The organism is Streptomyces sp. NPDC045470, assembly GCF_040646595.1.
Classification (GTDB): Bacteria; Actinomycetota; Actinomycetes; order Streptomycetales; family Streptomycetaceae; genus Streptomyces.
The window spans coordinates 154,988-170,566 of the sequence record NZ_JBEZAN010000010.1 but is presented as its reverse complement, the minus strand read 5'-3'; the positions used below and the strand labels follow the sequence as shown (position 1 = coordinate 170,566).

The window sequence follows — 15,579 nt, the reverse complement described above, 5'->3', positions numbered from 1 at the left end:
GCGCCCCTCCGCCACCCGGCCGTAGTGAAGCCGCTGGACTGACCCAGCCGCCCGGCGGGTACGCGTACCCGCCGGGCGGCTGCGGGAGGGCCTCACCACCGCCCGTCCGGCCGCGACGCTGCCGTACGGCCGTGGGTCCCGCACCGCGGGCCCCGCCGTCGAACGTGATCTTCGGCACGGCGGCGCCGGGCAGGCGGACCGGCCGGCGGTCACCCTGGAGTCGGCCGGCGGTTCCGACAGGCCCGCGACCTCGGTACTCATCCAACTCGCCCTCGGTTGACAGTGATCCGTAAGGTGGCGTCAACGTCGGTGTGCGGGAGGTGAATACCGGTGACCGGGCCGCGCGCGTGTCGCGGGAGAGAGATAGGGTTACCCTGCCCGGGCCGGGTGCCCTCGTACGGGTGGGGAGTGTCATGGAACAGATAACAATGCGCAGCAGGCCACGAGTGCCTGCCATCAGTTGCGGGAGCGGCGCGTCCAGCGCGCGGCTCGACCGCCATCTCGCGGTGCTGGGCGGACCCGCCGTCCCGCACCGGGAGACGGAGGGCGCGACATCGTTGATGCAGGAGCTCACTGCTCGTGATCACCGGCGCAGCAGGACGAGCCGCGGCGCCAGGGTGTCGCTGTTCGCACCGCTGCGCAGGCTGCGTCGGTCGCTCTTCGGCGGCCACGGCTGAGGTTCGGCCGGACGACGTACCGTTCCCGGTCCCTCAGGCGACCACACCGTCCCGGCGCAGCGCTGCGATCCGCTCGCTCGTCAGACCCAGAGCGCTCAGCAGCGCGTCGGTGTGTTCGCCGAGGGCCGGGACGTCACCCATCACCGGCCCCGCACTCCCGGGCAGCGTGACCGGCGGCAGCAGCGCACGCAGCGGCCCGGCCGGTGAGCCCACCTCCCGCCAGCGGTCCCGCGCCGCGAACTGCGGATGCCCGGCCAGCTCCGCCACCCCGTTCAGCCGCGCGCAGGCGATCCCCGCCGCCTCCAGCCGCCGTACGGCCTCCTCGACGCCCATACCGGCCAGCACCTCACCCACCACACCGTCTGTCCTGTCCCGGTTGCCGACGCGCGCCACATTCGTCGCGAACGCCGGATCCTCGGCCAGTCCGGGCCGCTCCAGCACCTGCCGCGCCAGCCGCTGCCACTCCCGGTCGTTCTGCACGGACACCAGCACCGGCTGCCCGCCCGCCGTCGGATAGGCGTTGTACGGCGCGATCACGGCGTGCGCGACCCCCGTGCGCGCGGGGGGTGTGCCCCCGTACATCCCGAAGTACAGCGGATGTCCCAGCCACTCGGCCAGGGCGTCCAGCAGCGCCACCTCCACCGGGCCGCCGCGCCCGGTCGTGCCGCGGCGCAGCAGCGCGGCCAGCACCCCGGAGAACGCGTACATCGCCGCCGCGATGTCCGCCGCCGGTATCCCGGCCTTCGCGGGCTCCTCCGGCGTCCCGGTCAGCGAGACGAGCCCGGCCTCGCACTGCACGAGCATGTCGTAGGCCCGCTTGTGCGCGTACGGGCCGTCGGGGCCGTAGCCGGAGATGTCGACGGCGACCAGGCGCGGGTACCGGGCGCACAGCGCCGCCGCGTCGAGCCCGAGCCGGGCGGCCGCGCCCTGCGCCAGGTTCTGCACGAACACGTCGGCGTCGGTGATCAGTTGGTCCAGCAGCGCGCGCCCGCGCGGGTCCTTCAGGTCCAGTGCCAGCGACTCCTTGCCGCGGTTCGCCCACACGAAGTGCGAGGCCAGGCCGCGTACGGAGGTGTCGTAGGAACGGGCGAAGTCACCGCCGTCCGGCCGCTCCACCTTGATCACCCGGGCGCCGAGGTCGGCGAGCTGCCGGGTGGCGAACGGCGCGGCCACGGCCTGCTCGACGGCGACGACGGTGATGCCTTCCAGGGGCGGCGGCTCCGGCGCGGTGGGGTCCATGGTCGGATCACCTACCCACCGCCGCGCGCCGGGCAACGCGCCGGGCCGCCCGGCCGCGTCACAACAGGGCGAACTGCCCCTCCGGGCCCTCCTCGTGGTGGTCCAGGACGGAGGCCGGGCGGCGGGCCGCGGCGGGCGGCGGCAGCACCCCCGCCGCGCGCAGTTCGGGCGCCTCGACGCGCGGACCGTCCGCCGTCCGCCGGTGCACGTCCTCCAGCGCCGGGCGCAGTTCGGCCGCCAGCGCCAGCACCGTGATCAGTTCCAGCAGTTCGGTGGTCCACTCCTGGGGCCAGCCGGTGGGCCGTACCGCCTCCAGGCTCCCCGGCTCGGCCACCGCGGCCGTACGGCGCTCGAACCACGCCTCCAGCACGGGCACGCCGCCCGCCTCGGCCTCCCAGGCCGCCCGCGGTACGGGGGAGACCCGGCCGGGGCCGAGGACCAGCGCCTCCTCGTCCGGCAGGTAGGAGATGCCGTCGGGCAGCCCGCGGGCGGGCAGCGGAGCCCGTACGTAGGGCCGTCGGCCGCCGGGCAGCCGAGGACGGTCACCGGCGCGCGCCCCGTACGCCGTCCCGTCACCCCGCGCGCCCCTCGTCTGGAGCCACAGCAGCCGCTCGCCCAGCCCGACCCCGTCGTCCCACACCCCGGCGTCGGCGGTCAGCGGCACGACGGCGCCGGACGGCGTGGACCGGGCGCTCGCCATCGCCCAGGCGAGCACCTCGGCGGCGCCGACCGGCCGGTCCAGCCGGCGGGCCAGCAGCTCGGCCAGGCCGGGAGCCAGGTTCGGCTCGCAGCCGCCGGGCCGCCGGTAGAAGGGCCGGATGCGGCCGGGACGCCCGGCCGGTGACCGGCCGTCCGGCAGCAGCGCGGAGGCGACCAGCGCCGGCCCCTCCGTCTGCGGCACGTGCCCCAGCTCCACCACGAACACCTGCCGTCCGTCCGCGACCCGCCACAGCTCCGGCCGGGCGCTGTCGATCAGCCGGTGGTCGGGCAGCAGCCACTGCTGGTCGTACGGGCCGTGCAGGACGCGCACCGGGTCGGGGCACGGCCCGCCGGTGTGCGCGAGCCGGCCGGTGGGCGTGGCCTGGCCGGGCAGTTGGGGGACGGCCGTGCGCAGCGTACGGGCGCGGCTGGGCCGGAACAGCCGCTCGCGCGCCGCGCTGTCCCCGGCCGCGTGCAGCGCCGCCCAGCGGGCCCGCAGCGAGGCGGCGTCCGGGGCCATGACCCAGCCGCGGCCGAGCCGCAGCGGCGCCGCCGACCAGGGCATCAGGTCGTCGAGCCGGGGCGCCGCCGCGAGCCTGCCGCCGCCGCTCCCCGTGGCCTGTGTCACCGTCACGCGGTCGCCCTCCCTGGACCTTCGGTGCGCTCGGTCGCTGGGGGCATCGTAACGGCGGCGGCCGGAGGCGGTCTTTTGCGAGTGATCACCGAGGGGTACGGTCCAGGCCGTACGCCCGTGCCGCCGTGCGCCCGTGCGGCGGGACACCGTACGCCGTGCCGTCGTACGCCCGTGCCGCCGCCGTCCGCCGGGAGGAGCGCCATGACCGCCACGCAGCTCACCGGGGCGCGGGCGGGAGCCCGGCTGGACCGGCTGCCGCCGTCCCGCTGGCACCGCCGTCTCACCTTCACCGTCGGCATCGGCGCCTTCTTCGACCTCTACGAGATCTTCCTCGGCGGGGTGCTGGCCGCGGTGCTCGCCGAGCGCTGGCACCTGGACCACACCGCCAAGTCGTGGGTGATCGCCGCCGGGTTCCTCGGCATGTTCGTGGGCGCCAACGTGCTCTCGGTGCTCGCGGACCGGTTCGGACGGCGCCGGATGTTCCTGGTCAATCTGGGCGCGTACTCCCTGTGTTCGCTGCTCTGCGCCTTCGCCCCGAACGCCGAATGGCTGATCGCGCTGCGCTTCCTGGCCGGGCTCGGCCTCGGCGCCGAACTCGTCCTGGTGGACACCTACCTCGCCGAGTTCCTGCCGCGCGCGGTCCGCGGCCGCTACATCGCCTGGGCCTACACCTTCGGCTTCCTCGGCGTGCCGGTGGCCGCCTTCGTCGGCGCGCGCCTGGTCGCCACCCGTGAGCTGTTCGGCGTCGAGGGCTGGCGCTGGCTCCTGGTGGCCGGTGCTCTGGGCGCGGCGTTCATCCAGCTCATGCGCGCCCGGCTGCCCGAGTCGCCGCGCTGGCTCGCCGTGCACGGCCGTGAGGAGGAGGCCGCGCGGATCGTGACGGACATCGAGGAGCGCGTCGCGCGGGAGACCGGCGAGACCCTGCCGTCGGTCGCGGTGGCGGCGGAAGTGCCGCAGCGCCGTGTCCCGCTGGGCGAGATGTTCCGCGGCGATCACCGGCGCCGTACGGTCATGTGGTGGCTCTTCCAGGTCCTCCAGACCGTCGGCTACTACGGCTTCGGCTCGCTGGCGCCGGTCGTGCTGACCGCCAAGGGCCACACCGTCACCGCGTCGCTGAGCTACGCCGCCCTCAGCTTCTGCGGCTATCCGATCGGCTCGGCACTGTCCGTACCGCTGATCGACCGGATCGAACGCAAGACGCTGATCATCGCCGCCGCGCTGGGCATGGCCGGGTGCGGCCTGGCCTTCGGCTTCGCCGACGCGGGATGGCTGATCGTCGGCGCCGGCTTCGCGCTGACCGTGTGCAGCAACGTCTTCTCCAACGCCTTCCACGTCTACCAGACCGAGATCTTCCCCACCGGCCTGCGCAGCAGCGCCATCGGCATCGCCTACTCGCTGTCCCGGCTCACCTCGGTGATCCTGCCGTTCGTCGCACTGACCGTACTGGCGGACCTCGGGCCCGGCGCCGTCTTCATTGGATCGGCGGCCCTGATGGTGCTGCTGTGCCTGGACGTGGCGCTGCTGGGCCCGAGGAGCACGGGACGCAGCCTGGAGCGGATCTGACTGAGCCTTTGGCCCTGTCTCGCCGAGTTGTGCCGGGTTTTGACTGGTCAGCCGCCCCCCGGGACTGAAGAGGCCGGTGAGCCTTACGGCCATGGATGCAGCGGCAGAGGGCTGTTGCGTTCCGGCACCTCCGGTCTCCTCCCAAGATGACGCGGCGTCCCGCCCTTTGCCCGCTCGCCAAGCCGGCCGCCGCGTCCCCTCCTGTCCCGGATCGCCGCCGCCGCCCGCCCCGGCGTCCGCAGTCGCTCACACTGATCCTCGCCCGCGAACTCCGCGGCCCGGACGTGACCGTGAACACCGCCGCCTTCGGCCCCACCGCCAGTACCTGCTTCTCGAAGGCAAGGCACCCGAGCAGATCGACCAGCTCGCGAGGACCCCGACCCCGGAGAGGCTGGCCACCCTGGGCGGCATCGCCCAGGTGGTCTCCTTTCCTCACCAGCCCGGCCGGGCACTGGGGCAACGGCCAGGTCCTGCGAGCGAACGGGGCATGGTGTGACCTCCGATCACAGCTGAGGCCTTCGTCAGTAGCTGAGTTCCCACCAGCAGCAGGGTCGTGCCGCTACTTGTTCGCCCGTCATCAGACCCGTGCTCTCCCCCCCCCGCCCATTCCAAGAACCCACTCAAGGAGAACCCCTCATGCCCCCTTCGCCCACTTCAAGGTCCCCGCAGGCACCGTCACCACCGAAGACACGAAGAAGATCGTCGAGCGCACCACCGACCTCTGCGCGGAGATCTACGGCGAACGGGGCCCGCCCCACCACGGTCGTAAACGGTGACGCCTGACCGCCTCCTCTGTGTGTGGTCTGGGGGGCGACGCCGTCGTGCCAGGCTTCGACGGCCGCGGTGGCACGGTGGCCGTACTGCTTCCCAGGCGAGGTGGCAAGGACAACCGTGCCCCCTGGATGGTTGTGGTGAGAAGCTGCACAATGCCCCGGGCGCGCTTTACAGCTTATGCCCTATTTATCACGTGGGGCACATTACGCTCTCATGCTTAAAATTCCGACGGCTTCCGCGCATTTTGTCCTGGCGTGCCGCGGCGATATTCCCGGCCACCGACGGGGCGCCTGGCGCGGAGGCTCCCCCTTTGCGCTCGGAGGAAACCGGAATGGAGTTAGCGCGGTGCGCCGCTGCTACCGAAGTGGCCGTCGCGGTGAACACCACGGCCGTCGCCACCATGGGGACTTCCACCGGCTCCCACGCGGCTTGGTGTCCCGCACTCCGCCGCCTCCGAGCCCGAAGAAGGCGTGGACCTTCGGTCCGAGAAGGCCCCGGGCCGACCGGTTGCCGGTCAGCATCGGGCCGCGCCACTCATGGACGGCACCGACCGTCGCCTTCCCGCACAGCAGAAAACGGATGGAATCACCTTGTCTCGAATACGCCCACGCGCGGCCGCCGCGCTGCTCACTTCTTGCACCGCGCTGAGCGCGTTGAGCGCCGTACCCGCGCACGCTGTCGTCGGTGAAAGCGCCAAGGAGGGCACGTACTCCTACACCGCCCAGATCGTAGTCGGTGACCATGTACGGGCCTGTTCCGGAGTGTTGGTGGACCCGCAGTGGGTGCTGACCGCCGGTGCCTGCTTCGCCGAGAAGCCCGGTGCGGCGCCTTCCGCCGGCAAACCTCGGCTGAGGTCCACGGTGACCGTCGGCCGTACCGATCTGAGCGGTTCGCAAGGCCTCGTCACCGAGATCAGCGAACTGGTGCCGCACCCCGACCGTGGTGTGGTCCTGGCCCACCTGGCGCAGCCCGCCGTAGGCGTCGACTCGATCGCCGTGGCCGATGCTCCCGCCGTGGAAGGGAAGCCACTCACGGCGGCGGGGTTCGGCCGGACCGAGGATGAGTGGGTCCCCGAGCGGCTGCACACGACGGCCCTCGCCGCGGGCAGGGTCGGCGACGATTCGCTCACGCTGACGCCGGCCGGGACCTCCGGTGGTATCTGCATGGGGGACGCCGGCGGCCCCGTCGTCCGGGAGGACGCGGACGGCACCGAGCTGGTCGCGCTGGCCGCCGGCTCGAACAGTGCGGGATGTTTCGGGTCGGAGGTCGCGGGCCCGAACCAGGCCACGGCCTTCCGGGTGGACGGGCTGAACTCCTGGCTGCGCGAGCACTTCAGGAGTTCGCTGCTCATGCCGGGCCAGCGGCTGAATCCCGGTGAGAAGCTGGAGGGCCGCCGCGTCGAACTGCGGATGCAGAAGGACGGCAACCTGGCGATGTACCACAAGGCGGGCGGCCAGGTGCTGTGGGCAACGCAGACCTTCGGCAACCCCGGCGCCTATCTCCAGATGCAGAGCGACGGCAACCTCGTCGTCTACAAGAAGACCGGCGGACAGGGCAAGGGCGGCAACCTCTGGGCGTCCGGCACCTTCCGCTCCCCGGGTTCCTACCTGCTCCTCCAGGACGACGGGAACATGGTCGTCTACAAGAAGGACGGCGGACAGGGCAAGGGCGGTTCGCTGTGGAGCAGTGACACCTTCGGCCGTCCCACGACCTTCACCGCGGGGATGGAACTGCGTCCGGGCCAGTGGATCGAGAACCAGAACACCACGCTCCTGATGCAGCGGGACGGCAACCTCGTTCTCCTGCACCGTGAGAGCGGCGTCACCCTCTGGGCCAGTGGCACCTCGGGCGTGGGCAACTACGCCCGTATGCAGGACGACGGCAACCTCGTCGTCTACAAGGCCGGCGGCGGTCAGGGCAAGGGCGGCGACCTCTGGTCCACCAAGACCTCCAAGAACCCCGGCGCCTTCCTCCACCTCCAGGACGACGGCAACCTCGTCGTCTACAAGAAGACCGGCGGCCCGGGCAAGGGCGGTTCGCTGTGGGACTCGGCCACCTGGGGCCGGCCGAGCACCCTAGCCGGCGGCCAGGACCTGCGCCCGGGGCAGTGGACCTCGTCCAAGGCGGGGCTGCTGATCATGCGGTACGACGGCAACCTCGCGCTGTACCGGCGCGGTGACGGCACTCTCCTGTGGGCCAGTGGCACCTCGGGCGTGGGCAACTACGCCCGTATCCAGGACGACGGCAACCTCGTCGTCTACAAGGCCGGCGGCGGCCAGGGCAAGGGCGGCGACCTCTGGTCCACCAAGACCTCCAAGAACCCCGAGGCGTTCCTGCGCCTGGAGGACGACGGAAAGCTGGTCGTCTACAAGGCCGCTGGTGGACAGGGCCAGGGCGTCCTGTGGAGCGTCGGATAGCCGTCAGACACGGGCGATCACGGTGTGGGATTCGGTGGCCGGGGTCCACGCCGTGATCACGACCGTCGGTCCCAGGTGACTGAGTGGCTGGCTCTGGGGGGGCTGTTTGGTCCCGTTGGGTTGGAGGTCGCGCCGGTTCGGTGTGGTTTCGCCGGTGAGGCGGCGGGTCATGAGGCCGGTCATGGCGGGCTGGGGCATGGCCTCCGGGTGACGCGGGTGTCTTTCGCAGGCGCGGGCGGGTCTTCGGTGGTGCGTGAGCCAGCCGATGCTCCGCTCGATGGTCCGGCGATGCGGGATCACCGTGGATCCGCGGGCGTTGAGCGGGGTGGACGTCGATGCAGGGACGGGTGCCGAGGTCGGTGCCGGTGGTGGGGTGGCCGGCGTCCGCCAGCGCTCGTCGGACAGGTCGCTGGGACATCCGTACTCGGCGAGACCGGGCCGAACACTCAGTGAGAAGGCGCCCTGAAGGCGGGCGGGCCGGTGAGCCGGCGCCGCCCGCGGTGGTCAGAGAATGACCTGGTCCGAGCGGGTTTCCAGGCGGGTGATCGCCTTGCGGCACGCGTCGGCGAACTTCTTGAACTCGTCGTTGGTGCTGCCGGGGCGTCCGTCCATCGTGTCCTTGTCGAAGAAGGACGCGCGCAGTTCGGTACTGAGTTCCAGTTGGCCGCCCTTGCCGAGCATGGTGCGGTTGCAGGGGTTGGCGGGGTTGACTCCGGCCAGGTCCGGGAAGTCGTCGCCGTCCACCGTCTTGAAGTGCTTGCCCAGCTCCTCGTGCAGCAGCTTCTTGAAAGCGGCGTTCAGGCCGCCGACCACGACCACCTTGGGGTCCTGGCCGCTGCGTACACCGGCCTGCTCAGCGGTGCAGCCGTGCAGGCTCAGGACGTTGAGGCTGGAGGCCGCCATGGAGATCGCGACGTGGTCGTCGCAGTTCTTGGCGGTGACGTGCAGGTCGCGGTTGGACCCCAGGTTCATGCTGGGCAGCCGCAGGCCCTCGAACATCCAGTAGTCGTACACCGGCTCGCCCGGGAAGAGCGCCGCCAGGGTGTCGGGCCGGTAGCCCGCTATGCCCAGGCACAGCTCGGAGGTGCCCTTCTCGATGCCGCCGCCGTGCAGCGCCATGATCGTCGTGCGGTGGTACGGGTGTCTCTCGCCCCGCTCGTTGTCGAGCAGCTCATGCCGTCTGTAGCGGCGCGCGAACTGGATGCCCTCCTGGCCGGAGAGCTTCTTGTACAGATCTGTGTTGGTGTCGTACACGTCCTTGTCGGACGTGGCATGGGCCGGGGTGGCCCCCATGCCCGTCACCAGGGGGGTGCTGCTGATGGCTGCCGCGCCGAGCGCGGCGGTGAGGACCGTACGACGGTTGATGGGTGACATGTCGCACATCTTCACCTGCCGCTCCGCCGGCGCTCACACCGGGGTGGGCCACCGCGCACCGGGGCCGGATCAGTGCGCGTCCAGCGTCACCGTGAAGGAGAAACGATCGCCCCGGTAGTGGATCAGGGCGACGTCCACCACCCGCCCGTCCTGGTCGTAGGTGATGCCGGTGTAGTGCAGGATCGGGCTGAGCAGCGGTACCTGGAGCAGCCGGGCGGTCTCCGGGTCGGCCAGCCGCGCCTCGACCGTGTCCGTGATGCGGGCGATGGCCACGCCCACCGCGTCCCGCAGCACCTTCGTCATCGGCCAGCGCTCCAGGTCCGCGAGGTCCACGCGGGCGGCGACGTCGGGGTGCAGGAAGTTCTGCGCGTGGTTCGTCGGCTCCCCGGTCTTGGCGTCGCCGCGCAGCCTGCGGTACGCGACCACCTCCGTCAGGTCCGGGAAGTACTCCGCCAGCTCGGACGGCACGGCGGCCGGGCCGTGCCCCAGCAGTTCGGTCCGCATACCGGACTGCTGGGCCACGATCGCGTCCACCGAACCGAGCAGCCGCACCGGCGCCCCGCGCCGCGCACTCGGCTCGATGAACGTGCCGCGTCTGCGGTGCCGGCTGATCAGCCCTTCCGTCTCCAGCTCCTTGAGCGCCTGGCGCATGGTCAGCACGCTCACGCCGTAGTGCGCGGCGAGCGCGTCCTCGGTGGGCAGGCGCAGCGGGGCGCCGGGGGAGCGGCCGAGTATGGACGCGCGCAGCGACTGCGAGACCTGGTACCACAGCGGCAGCTTGCGGTTCAGGTCCAGCGAGTCGGGGGCGAAGGTGGTCACGACGACTCCGTATCACGGGCCGGACGGATCCCGGCCGGCCCGGTGCGCTCAGGGACGGAAGTGGCGCTCAAGACCCTGCCACACGCCGTCGTAGCCGCTCTGCAGGTGGTCGGCGCCGGCCGCCTGCCCGGTGAGGGTGACCGGCCAGCGGGTCTCGAACATGAACGCCAGCCCGTCGTCGATCTTCTGCGGTGCCAGCTCCGCCGCGCTCGCCCGGTCGAAGGTCTCCCGGTCGGGGCCGTGCGCGGACATCATGTTGTGCAACGAGCCGCCGCCGGGGACAAAACCTTCCGCCTTGGCGTCGTAGGCGCCCTCGACCAGCCCCATGTACTCGCTCATCACATTCCGGTGGAAGTACGGCGGCCGGAAGGTGTCCTCGCCGACCAGCCAGCGCGGCGCGAAGACCACGAAGTCCACGCCCGCCAGGCCGGGGGTGTCGGACGGCGAGGTCAGCACGGTGAAGATCGAGGGGTCCGGGTGGTCGTAACTGATTGAACCGATGACGTTGAAGCGGCGCAGGTCGTAGACGTACGGGACGTGGTTGCCGTGCCAGGCCACCACGTCCAGCGGCGAGTGGTCGTACGTCGCCTTCCAGAGGTTGCCGCAGAACTTGTTGACGACCTCGTAGGAGCCCTCCTCTTCCTCGTACGCGGCGGTCGGCGCGAGGAAGTCCCGGGCGTTGGCCAGGCCGTTGGCGCCGATCGGGCCGAGGTCGGGGAGCTGGAAGGGCTGCCCGTAGTTCTCGCAGACGTAGCCGCGCGCGGTGGCGTCGAGCAGCTCGACGCGGAAGCGGACGCCGCGCGGGATCAGTGCGACGTGCCCCGGTTCGGCGCGCAGCAGGCCCAGTTCGGTGCGGATCAGCAGACCGCCGTGCTCGGGCACGATCAGCAGTTCGCCGTCCGCGTCGCTGAACACCCGGCGTTCCATGGAGGCGTTGGCGTGGTAGAGGTGGATCGCCATGCCGGTGCGCTGGGTGGCGTCGCCGTTGCCGCCCAGGGTCCACAGGCCGGCCAGGAAGTCGGTGGGGGTCTCGGGCGCGGGCAGCGGGTTCCAGCGCAGGCGGTTGGGGTCCGGCGCGGTCTCGGTGAAGGGCGCGCCGCGCAGCGCGCCGTTGTCCACCCGCGTGAACGCCGGGTGCGCGGCGGACGGGCGGACGCGGTAGAGCCACGTCCGGCGGTTGTGGGCGCGCGGCTCGGTGAACGCCGAACCGCTCAACTGCTCCGCGTACAGGCCCAGGGGCGCGCGCTGCGGGGAGTTGCGGCCCACCGGGAGCGCGCCGGTGACCGCCTCCGAGCTGTGCTCGTTGCCGAATCCCGAGGAGTACGCGAGTCCCTCGGCCGTCTTCCTCGCCCGCTCGTTGCCCGTGCCTGTCATCGCGCGCTCCCGCCGCTCAAGGGGATCCAGCAATCCTATGGAGGACCTTAGGATTGCGGGCCCGGCCCGTCAACGGAAACTCTCGGCCACCCGGCGGGAGCCGTGCGCGGTACCGGACCGGCGGCCCGCCGGGCGCCGGACCGGCCGGGCGAGCGCTCACACGCCTGGTGTTTTGCTCGTATTGCTCGCACGTCAAGACCTTGTTAACGAAAGTTTCGGCCACCTACCGTCGCCTCGACCGCCGTCCCGGGCGGTGTTCGAAGGCGAACGTGAGGTACCCCCATGCTGACAGTCCTCGGATTCGTCATGATCGCCACCTTCCTGGTGCTGATCATGACGAAGAAGATGTCGCCGATGGCAGCGCTCATCCTGATCCCCGCGCTCTTCTGCGTCCTGGTGGGCCAGGGGGCACACCTGGGCGAGTACGTCCTCAAGGGCGTGGGCGACCTGGCGCCGACCGCCGCGATGCTGATGTTCGCCATCATCTACTTCGGCGTGATGATCGACGTCGGGCTGTTCGACCCGGTCGTCCGGGGCATCCTGCGGTTCTGCAAGGCGGACCCGGTGCGGGTCGTGGTCGGCACCGCGCTGCTCGCCGCGATCGTCTCGCTCGACGGCGACGGCTCCACCACCTTCATGATCACGGTGTCCGCGCTCTACCCGCTCTACCGCCGCCTGAAGATGAGCCTGGTGGTCATGACGGGCGTCGCCGCCACCGCCAACGGGGTGATGAACACCGTCCCGTGGGGCGGCCCGACCGCGCGCGCCGCCACCGCCCTCAAGCTGGACGCCGGCGACATCTTCGTCCCCATGGTCCCGGCGCTGGCCACCGGCCTGGTGGCGGTCTTCCTGCTCGCGTACGTCCTCGGGCGCCGCGAGCGCAAGCGGCTCGGCCTGCTCACGCTCGACGACGCGGGCACCGCGACCGGGCGTACGCTGCCCGCACAGCCGGCCGGCGAGCCGGTGCTCGCCGCGGCGACCGGTGGCTTCGGGGCCCGCGTCCGTACGACCGTCCTGCGTACGGCGGCCCTGCGTACGGCCAAGGCGCGTCCCGCGGCGGCGGTCGGGGGCGGAAACAGCGGCACGGTTCCCGCGGAGCCCGCGACCGGCGCCGCGGCCTCCGGCACCGACGCCACGGCCCCCGGCGCCGACGACTTCCAGGGCCTGGACCCGCACCGCGCCACCCTGCGCCCCAAGCTCTACTGGTTCAACGCCGCCCTCACCGTCGCCCTGCTGGTCCTCCTCGTCCTGCAGACCCTGCCCATCCCGGTGCTCTTCCTGCTCGGCGCCGCCACCGCGCTCACCGTCAACTTCCCCCGCATGCCGGACCAGAAGGCCCGGATCGCCGCCCATGCCGAGAACGTCCTGAACGTCTCCGGCATGGTCTTCGCCGCCGCCGTCTTCACCGGCGTCCTCACCGGCACCGGCATGGTCGGACACATGGCCCGCTGGCTCGTGGACGGCATCCCGGACGCGCTCGGCCCGCACATGGGCATCGTCACCGGCGTCCTGAGCATCCCGCTCACGTACTTCATGTCCAACGACGGCTTCTACTTCGGCATCGTCCCGATCCTCGCCGAGGCGGGCGCCGCGCACGGCGTCGGCGCCCTGGAGATCGCCCGCGCCTCCCTCGTCGGCCAGGCCCTGCACATGTCCAGCCCGCTCGTCCCGGCCGTCTACGTCCTCGTCGGCATGGCGAAGGTGGAGTTCGGCGACCACACCCGCTTCACCGTGAAATGGGCGGTGCTGACCTCCCTGGTCGTCCTCGCGGCCGGCCTGCTGTACGGGATCATCTGACCCGTGGACGCCGCGACGCCCGGCCGGGGCTGGCTGCTGCGCCTGGTCATCACCTTCACCTTCGCCCAGGCCGCGGTGAGCATGGCCCGGCCCGCCGTCTCCTACCGGGCGCTCGCGCTCGGCGCCGACGAGCGGGCGGTCGGCGTGATCACGGCGGTGTACGCGCTGCTGCCGCTGCTGGTGGCCGTACCGCTCGGGCGCCGCACGGACCAGGGCCGCTGCGCCCCGCTGCTCGTCGCCGGCGTCGCGCTGATCACCGGCGGCTGCGCGCTCAGCGGCGTGGCGGGCTCGCTGCCCGCGATGGCCGCCTGGAGCGGGGTGATGGGCCTGGGCCACCTGTGCTTCGTCATCGGCGCCCAGTCCATCGTCGCCCGCCGCAGCGCTCCGGACGAACGTGACCGCAACTTCGGCCACTTCACGATCGGCGCCTCCCTCGGCCAGCTCGTCGGCCCGGCCGCCGCCGGGCTCGTCGTCTCCGGGCGTGCCGGCGCCATGGCGGCCACCAGCGCCACCGCGCTCCTGGCCGCGGGCGCCCTCGCCGCCTTCTCCTACCTGTCCCTGTGGCGCCTGGAACACCGCCCGGCCGCCGCCTCCGGGGCCACGCCTCCCGCCCGGGGCCGTACGGCGACGACGGAACGCACGCCCGTACGAAGCATCCTCGGCACCCGGGGCGTCGCGGCCGGCATCTTCATGAGCCTCGCGGTGCTCTCCGCGACCGACATCCTCACCGCCTACCTGCCCGTCATCGGCGAGGACCGGGGCATCGCGCCCGCCGCCGTCGGGCTGCTGCTCAGCCTGCGCGCGGCGGCCACGGTCGCCTGCCGGCTGGTCATGACGCCCATGATCCGGCTTCTCGGACGCACCGCCCTGATGGCGGGCAGCTGCGCCCTCGCGGGCCTGCTCTGCGCCGGGCTGACCCTGCCCGTGCCGGTCTGGGCGCTGGCCGTGATGCTCGGCGCCCTCGGCTTCTGCCTAGGCGTCGGCCAGCCGCTGTCCATGACCACGGTCGTCCAGGCGGCTCCCGCGGCGGCCCGCAGCACGGCACTCGCCCTGCGTCTGACCGGCAACCGGCTCGGCCAGGTCGCGGCACCCGCCACGGCGGGCCTGCTGGCCGGACTGGCCGGTACCGCGGCGCCCTTCGCGCTGCTCGGCGTCCTGCTCCTGGCCTCGGCAGCCGTGGCCGCCCGCCCGGCGCGCGGGACGTCGGAGCCCGTACGTCCCGAGAGGCCGTCAGCGCCCCCAAGAGCACCGGCGGTTCCCCGGAGCCCGCCCGCCGCAGGCGACGAATCCCGTGCCAACCGGTGAAGGCCCGCACCACCCGGCGAAAGCCCGCGCCACCCGGTGAAGAACCGCACCCGCCGCACTATCGTGGCCCCATGCCGGACCCGCCGTTGGCACGGTTCTTCGACCAGCTCGCCCCGACGTACGACCTGCTGTACCCGGACTGGTCGGCCGCCGTGGCCCAGCAGGGCCGTGCCCTCGACGGCCACCTGCGCGCCGCGCTCGGCGACCGGACGCACCGGGTCCTGGACTGCGCCTGCGGCATCGGCACGCAGGCCCTCGGGCTGGCCGCGGCCGGGCACGCCGTCACCGGCACGGATCTGAGCCCGGTCGCGGCGGGCCGCGCCACGGCCGAGGCGGCCGCCCGCGGCCTGCACCTGCCGACCGCCGCCGCCGACATGCGGAACCTCCCGTTCCGCGACGCCTTCTTCGACGCGGTGGTGTGCGCGGACAACTCCCTGGCGCACCTCATCACCCCCGAGTCGGTGCGCGCGGCCCTCGGCTCCATGCGGCGGGTGCTGCGCCCCGGCGGTCAGCTCCTGCTCGGCATGCGCGCCTACGAGGAAGCGCGCAGCGAACGCCGCGAGGTGCTGCCGGCCCGCGTCACCCGCACTCCCGACGGCGGCCGGGCCGTCACGCTCCAACTGTGGGAGTGGCACGACGACGGCGAGCACTACGACTTCGACCTCATCCAGTTGCTGCCGCGCGGCGCCACCTGGGAGGTGCGCAGCCGGCGGGCGACCTCCTGGGCGCTGACCCGGGACCAGGTCAGCGCCTTCGTCTCGGCCGCCGGTTTCGAGCGCCTGGTCTGGCACGAGCCGGAGGACGGCGGCTACTTCCAGCCGCTGCTGACGGCCCGCCGCTGAGCCCCGGGCCCCGGGCGCGGACCGGTGGCTTCCGGTATGGCCGGTAAGGGGGCTGGCGCCGAAAA

At 72.5% G+C, this 15,579-nt stretch carries 11 protein-coding genes and 2 pseudogenes; 8 read left to right on the top strand and 5 right to left on the bottom strand.

All coding sequences use genetic code 11. The features are described 5' to 3' along the window. Nucleotides 1-413: 413 nt before the first annotated feature. Complete coding sequence (locus AB0A97_RS25985) at nt 414-677, top strand: hypothetical protein (protein ID WP_073768393.1); 264 nt, start codon at nt 414-416, stop codon at nt 675-677. Between the two features lie 33 nt (nt 678-710). Here the strand turns inward: AB0A97_RS25985 and AB0A97_RS25980 are convergent, their stop codons facing one another. Further along, nucleotides 711-1,916: a CaiB/BaiF CoA-transferase family protein gene (locus AB0A97_RS25980; RefSeq protein ID WP_361154317.1), complete on the bottom strand. Its 1,206-nt coding sequence runs from the start codon at nt 1,914-1,916 to the stop codon at nt 711-713. A 58-nt stretch (nt 1,917-1,974) separates the two neighbouring features. Continuing rightward, the gene (locus AB0A97_RS25975; RefSeq protein WP_361154597.1) at nt 1,975-3,180 is read right to left on the bottom strand and encodes a type ISP restriction/modification enzyme; all 1,206 of its coding nucleotides are present in this window, start codon (nt 3,178-3,180) and stop codon (nt 1,975-1,977) included. 270 nt (nt 3,181-3,450) lie between these two features. Between AB0A97_RS25975 and AB0A97_RS25970 the strand changes: the two genes are divergently transcribed. The 4 genes and pseudogenes from AB0A97_RS25970 (at nt 3,451) to AB0A97_RS25955 (ending at nt 8,003) form a co-directional block, all read left to right on the top strand. Beyond that, nucleotides 3,451-4,812 (top strand): MFS transporter, encoded by a 1,362-nt coding sequence (locus AB0A97_RS25970; RefSeq protein ID WP_361154314.1) that lies wholly within the window; start codon nt 3,451-3,453, stop codon nt 4,810-4,812. Between the two features lie 239 nt (nt 4,813-5,051). Beyond that, nucleotides 5,052-5,297, top strand: a pseudogene (locus AB0A97_RS25965) (3-ketoacyl-ACP reductase); the annotation flags it as partial. 120 nt (nt 5,298-5,417) lie between these two features. Continuing rightward, nucleotides 5,418-5,580, top strand: a pseudogene (locus tag AB0A97_RS25960) (tautomerase family protein); the annotation flags it as partial. 596 nt (nt 5,581-6,176) lie between these two features. Further along, entirely contained in the window at nt 6,177-8,003 is a 1,827-nt protein-coding gene (locus AB0A97_RS25955; protein WP_361154312.1) for a trypsin-like serine protease, read from the top strand. Nucleotides 8,004-8,507: 504 nt separating this feature from the next. Here AB0A97_RS25955 and AB0A97_RS25950 read toward each other — a convergent pair. From AB0A97_RS25950 to hmgA, 3 genes are all read right to left on the bottom strand, one after another. Further along, entirely contained in the window at nt 8,508-9,377 is an 870-nt protein-coding gene (locus AB0A97_RS25950; protein WP_361154309.1) for a poly-gamma-glutamate hydrolase family protein, read from the bottom strand. Nucleotides 9,378-9,446: 69 nt separating this feature from the next. Next, complete coding sequence (locus AB0A97_RS25945) at nt 9,447-10,196, bottom strand: GntR family transcriptional regulator (protein WP_361154306.1); 750 nt, start codon at nt 10,194-10,196, stop codon at nt 9,447-9,449. Between the two features lie 48 nt (nt 10,197-10,244). Continuing rightward, the gene (gene hmgA, locus AB0A97_RS25940) at nt 10,245-11,570 is read right to left on the bottom strand and encodes a homogentisate 1,2-dioxygenase (protein ID WP_361154303.1); all 1,326 of its coding nucleotides are present in this window, start codon (nt 11,568-11,570) and stop codon (nt 10,245-10,247) included. Between the two features lie 282 nt (nt 11,571-11,852). On the opposite strand from hmgA, the gene AB0A97_RS25935 reads away from it, so the two are divergent. The 3 genes from AB0A97_RS25935 to AB0A97_RS25925 all read left to right on the top strand — a co-directional run bounded on the left by AB0A97_RS25935 (nt 11,853) and on the right by AB0A97_RS25925 (nt 15,514). Then, nucleotides 11,853-13,367: a citrate:proton symporter gene (locus AB0A97_RS25935; protein ID WP_361154300.1), complete on the top strand. Its 1,515-nt coding sequence runs from the start codon at nt 11,853-11,855 to the stop codon at nt 13,365-13,367. 3 nt (nt 13,368-13,370) lie between these two features. Further along, nucleotides 13,371-14,672, top strand: coding sequence for an MFS transporter (locus AB0A97_RS25930; RefSeq protein WP_361154297.1), 1,302 nt, complete (start codon nt 13,371-13,373; stop codon nt 14,670-14,672). A gap of 71 nt (nt 14,673-14,743) precedes the next feature. Continuing rightward, on the top strand, nt 14,744-15,514 hold the full coding sequence (locus AB0A97_RS25925) for a class I SAM-dependent methyltransferase (RefSeq protein ID WP_361154295.1): 771 nt from the start codon (nt 14,744-14,746) through the stop codon (nt 15,512-15,514). Nucleotides 15,515-15,579: the final 65 nt, after the last annotated feature.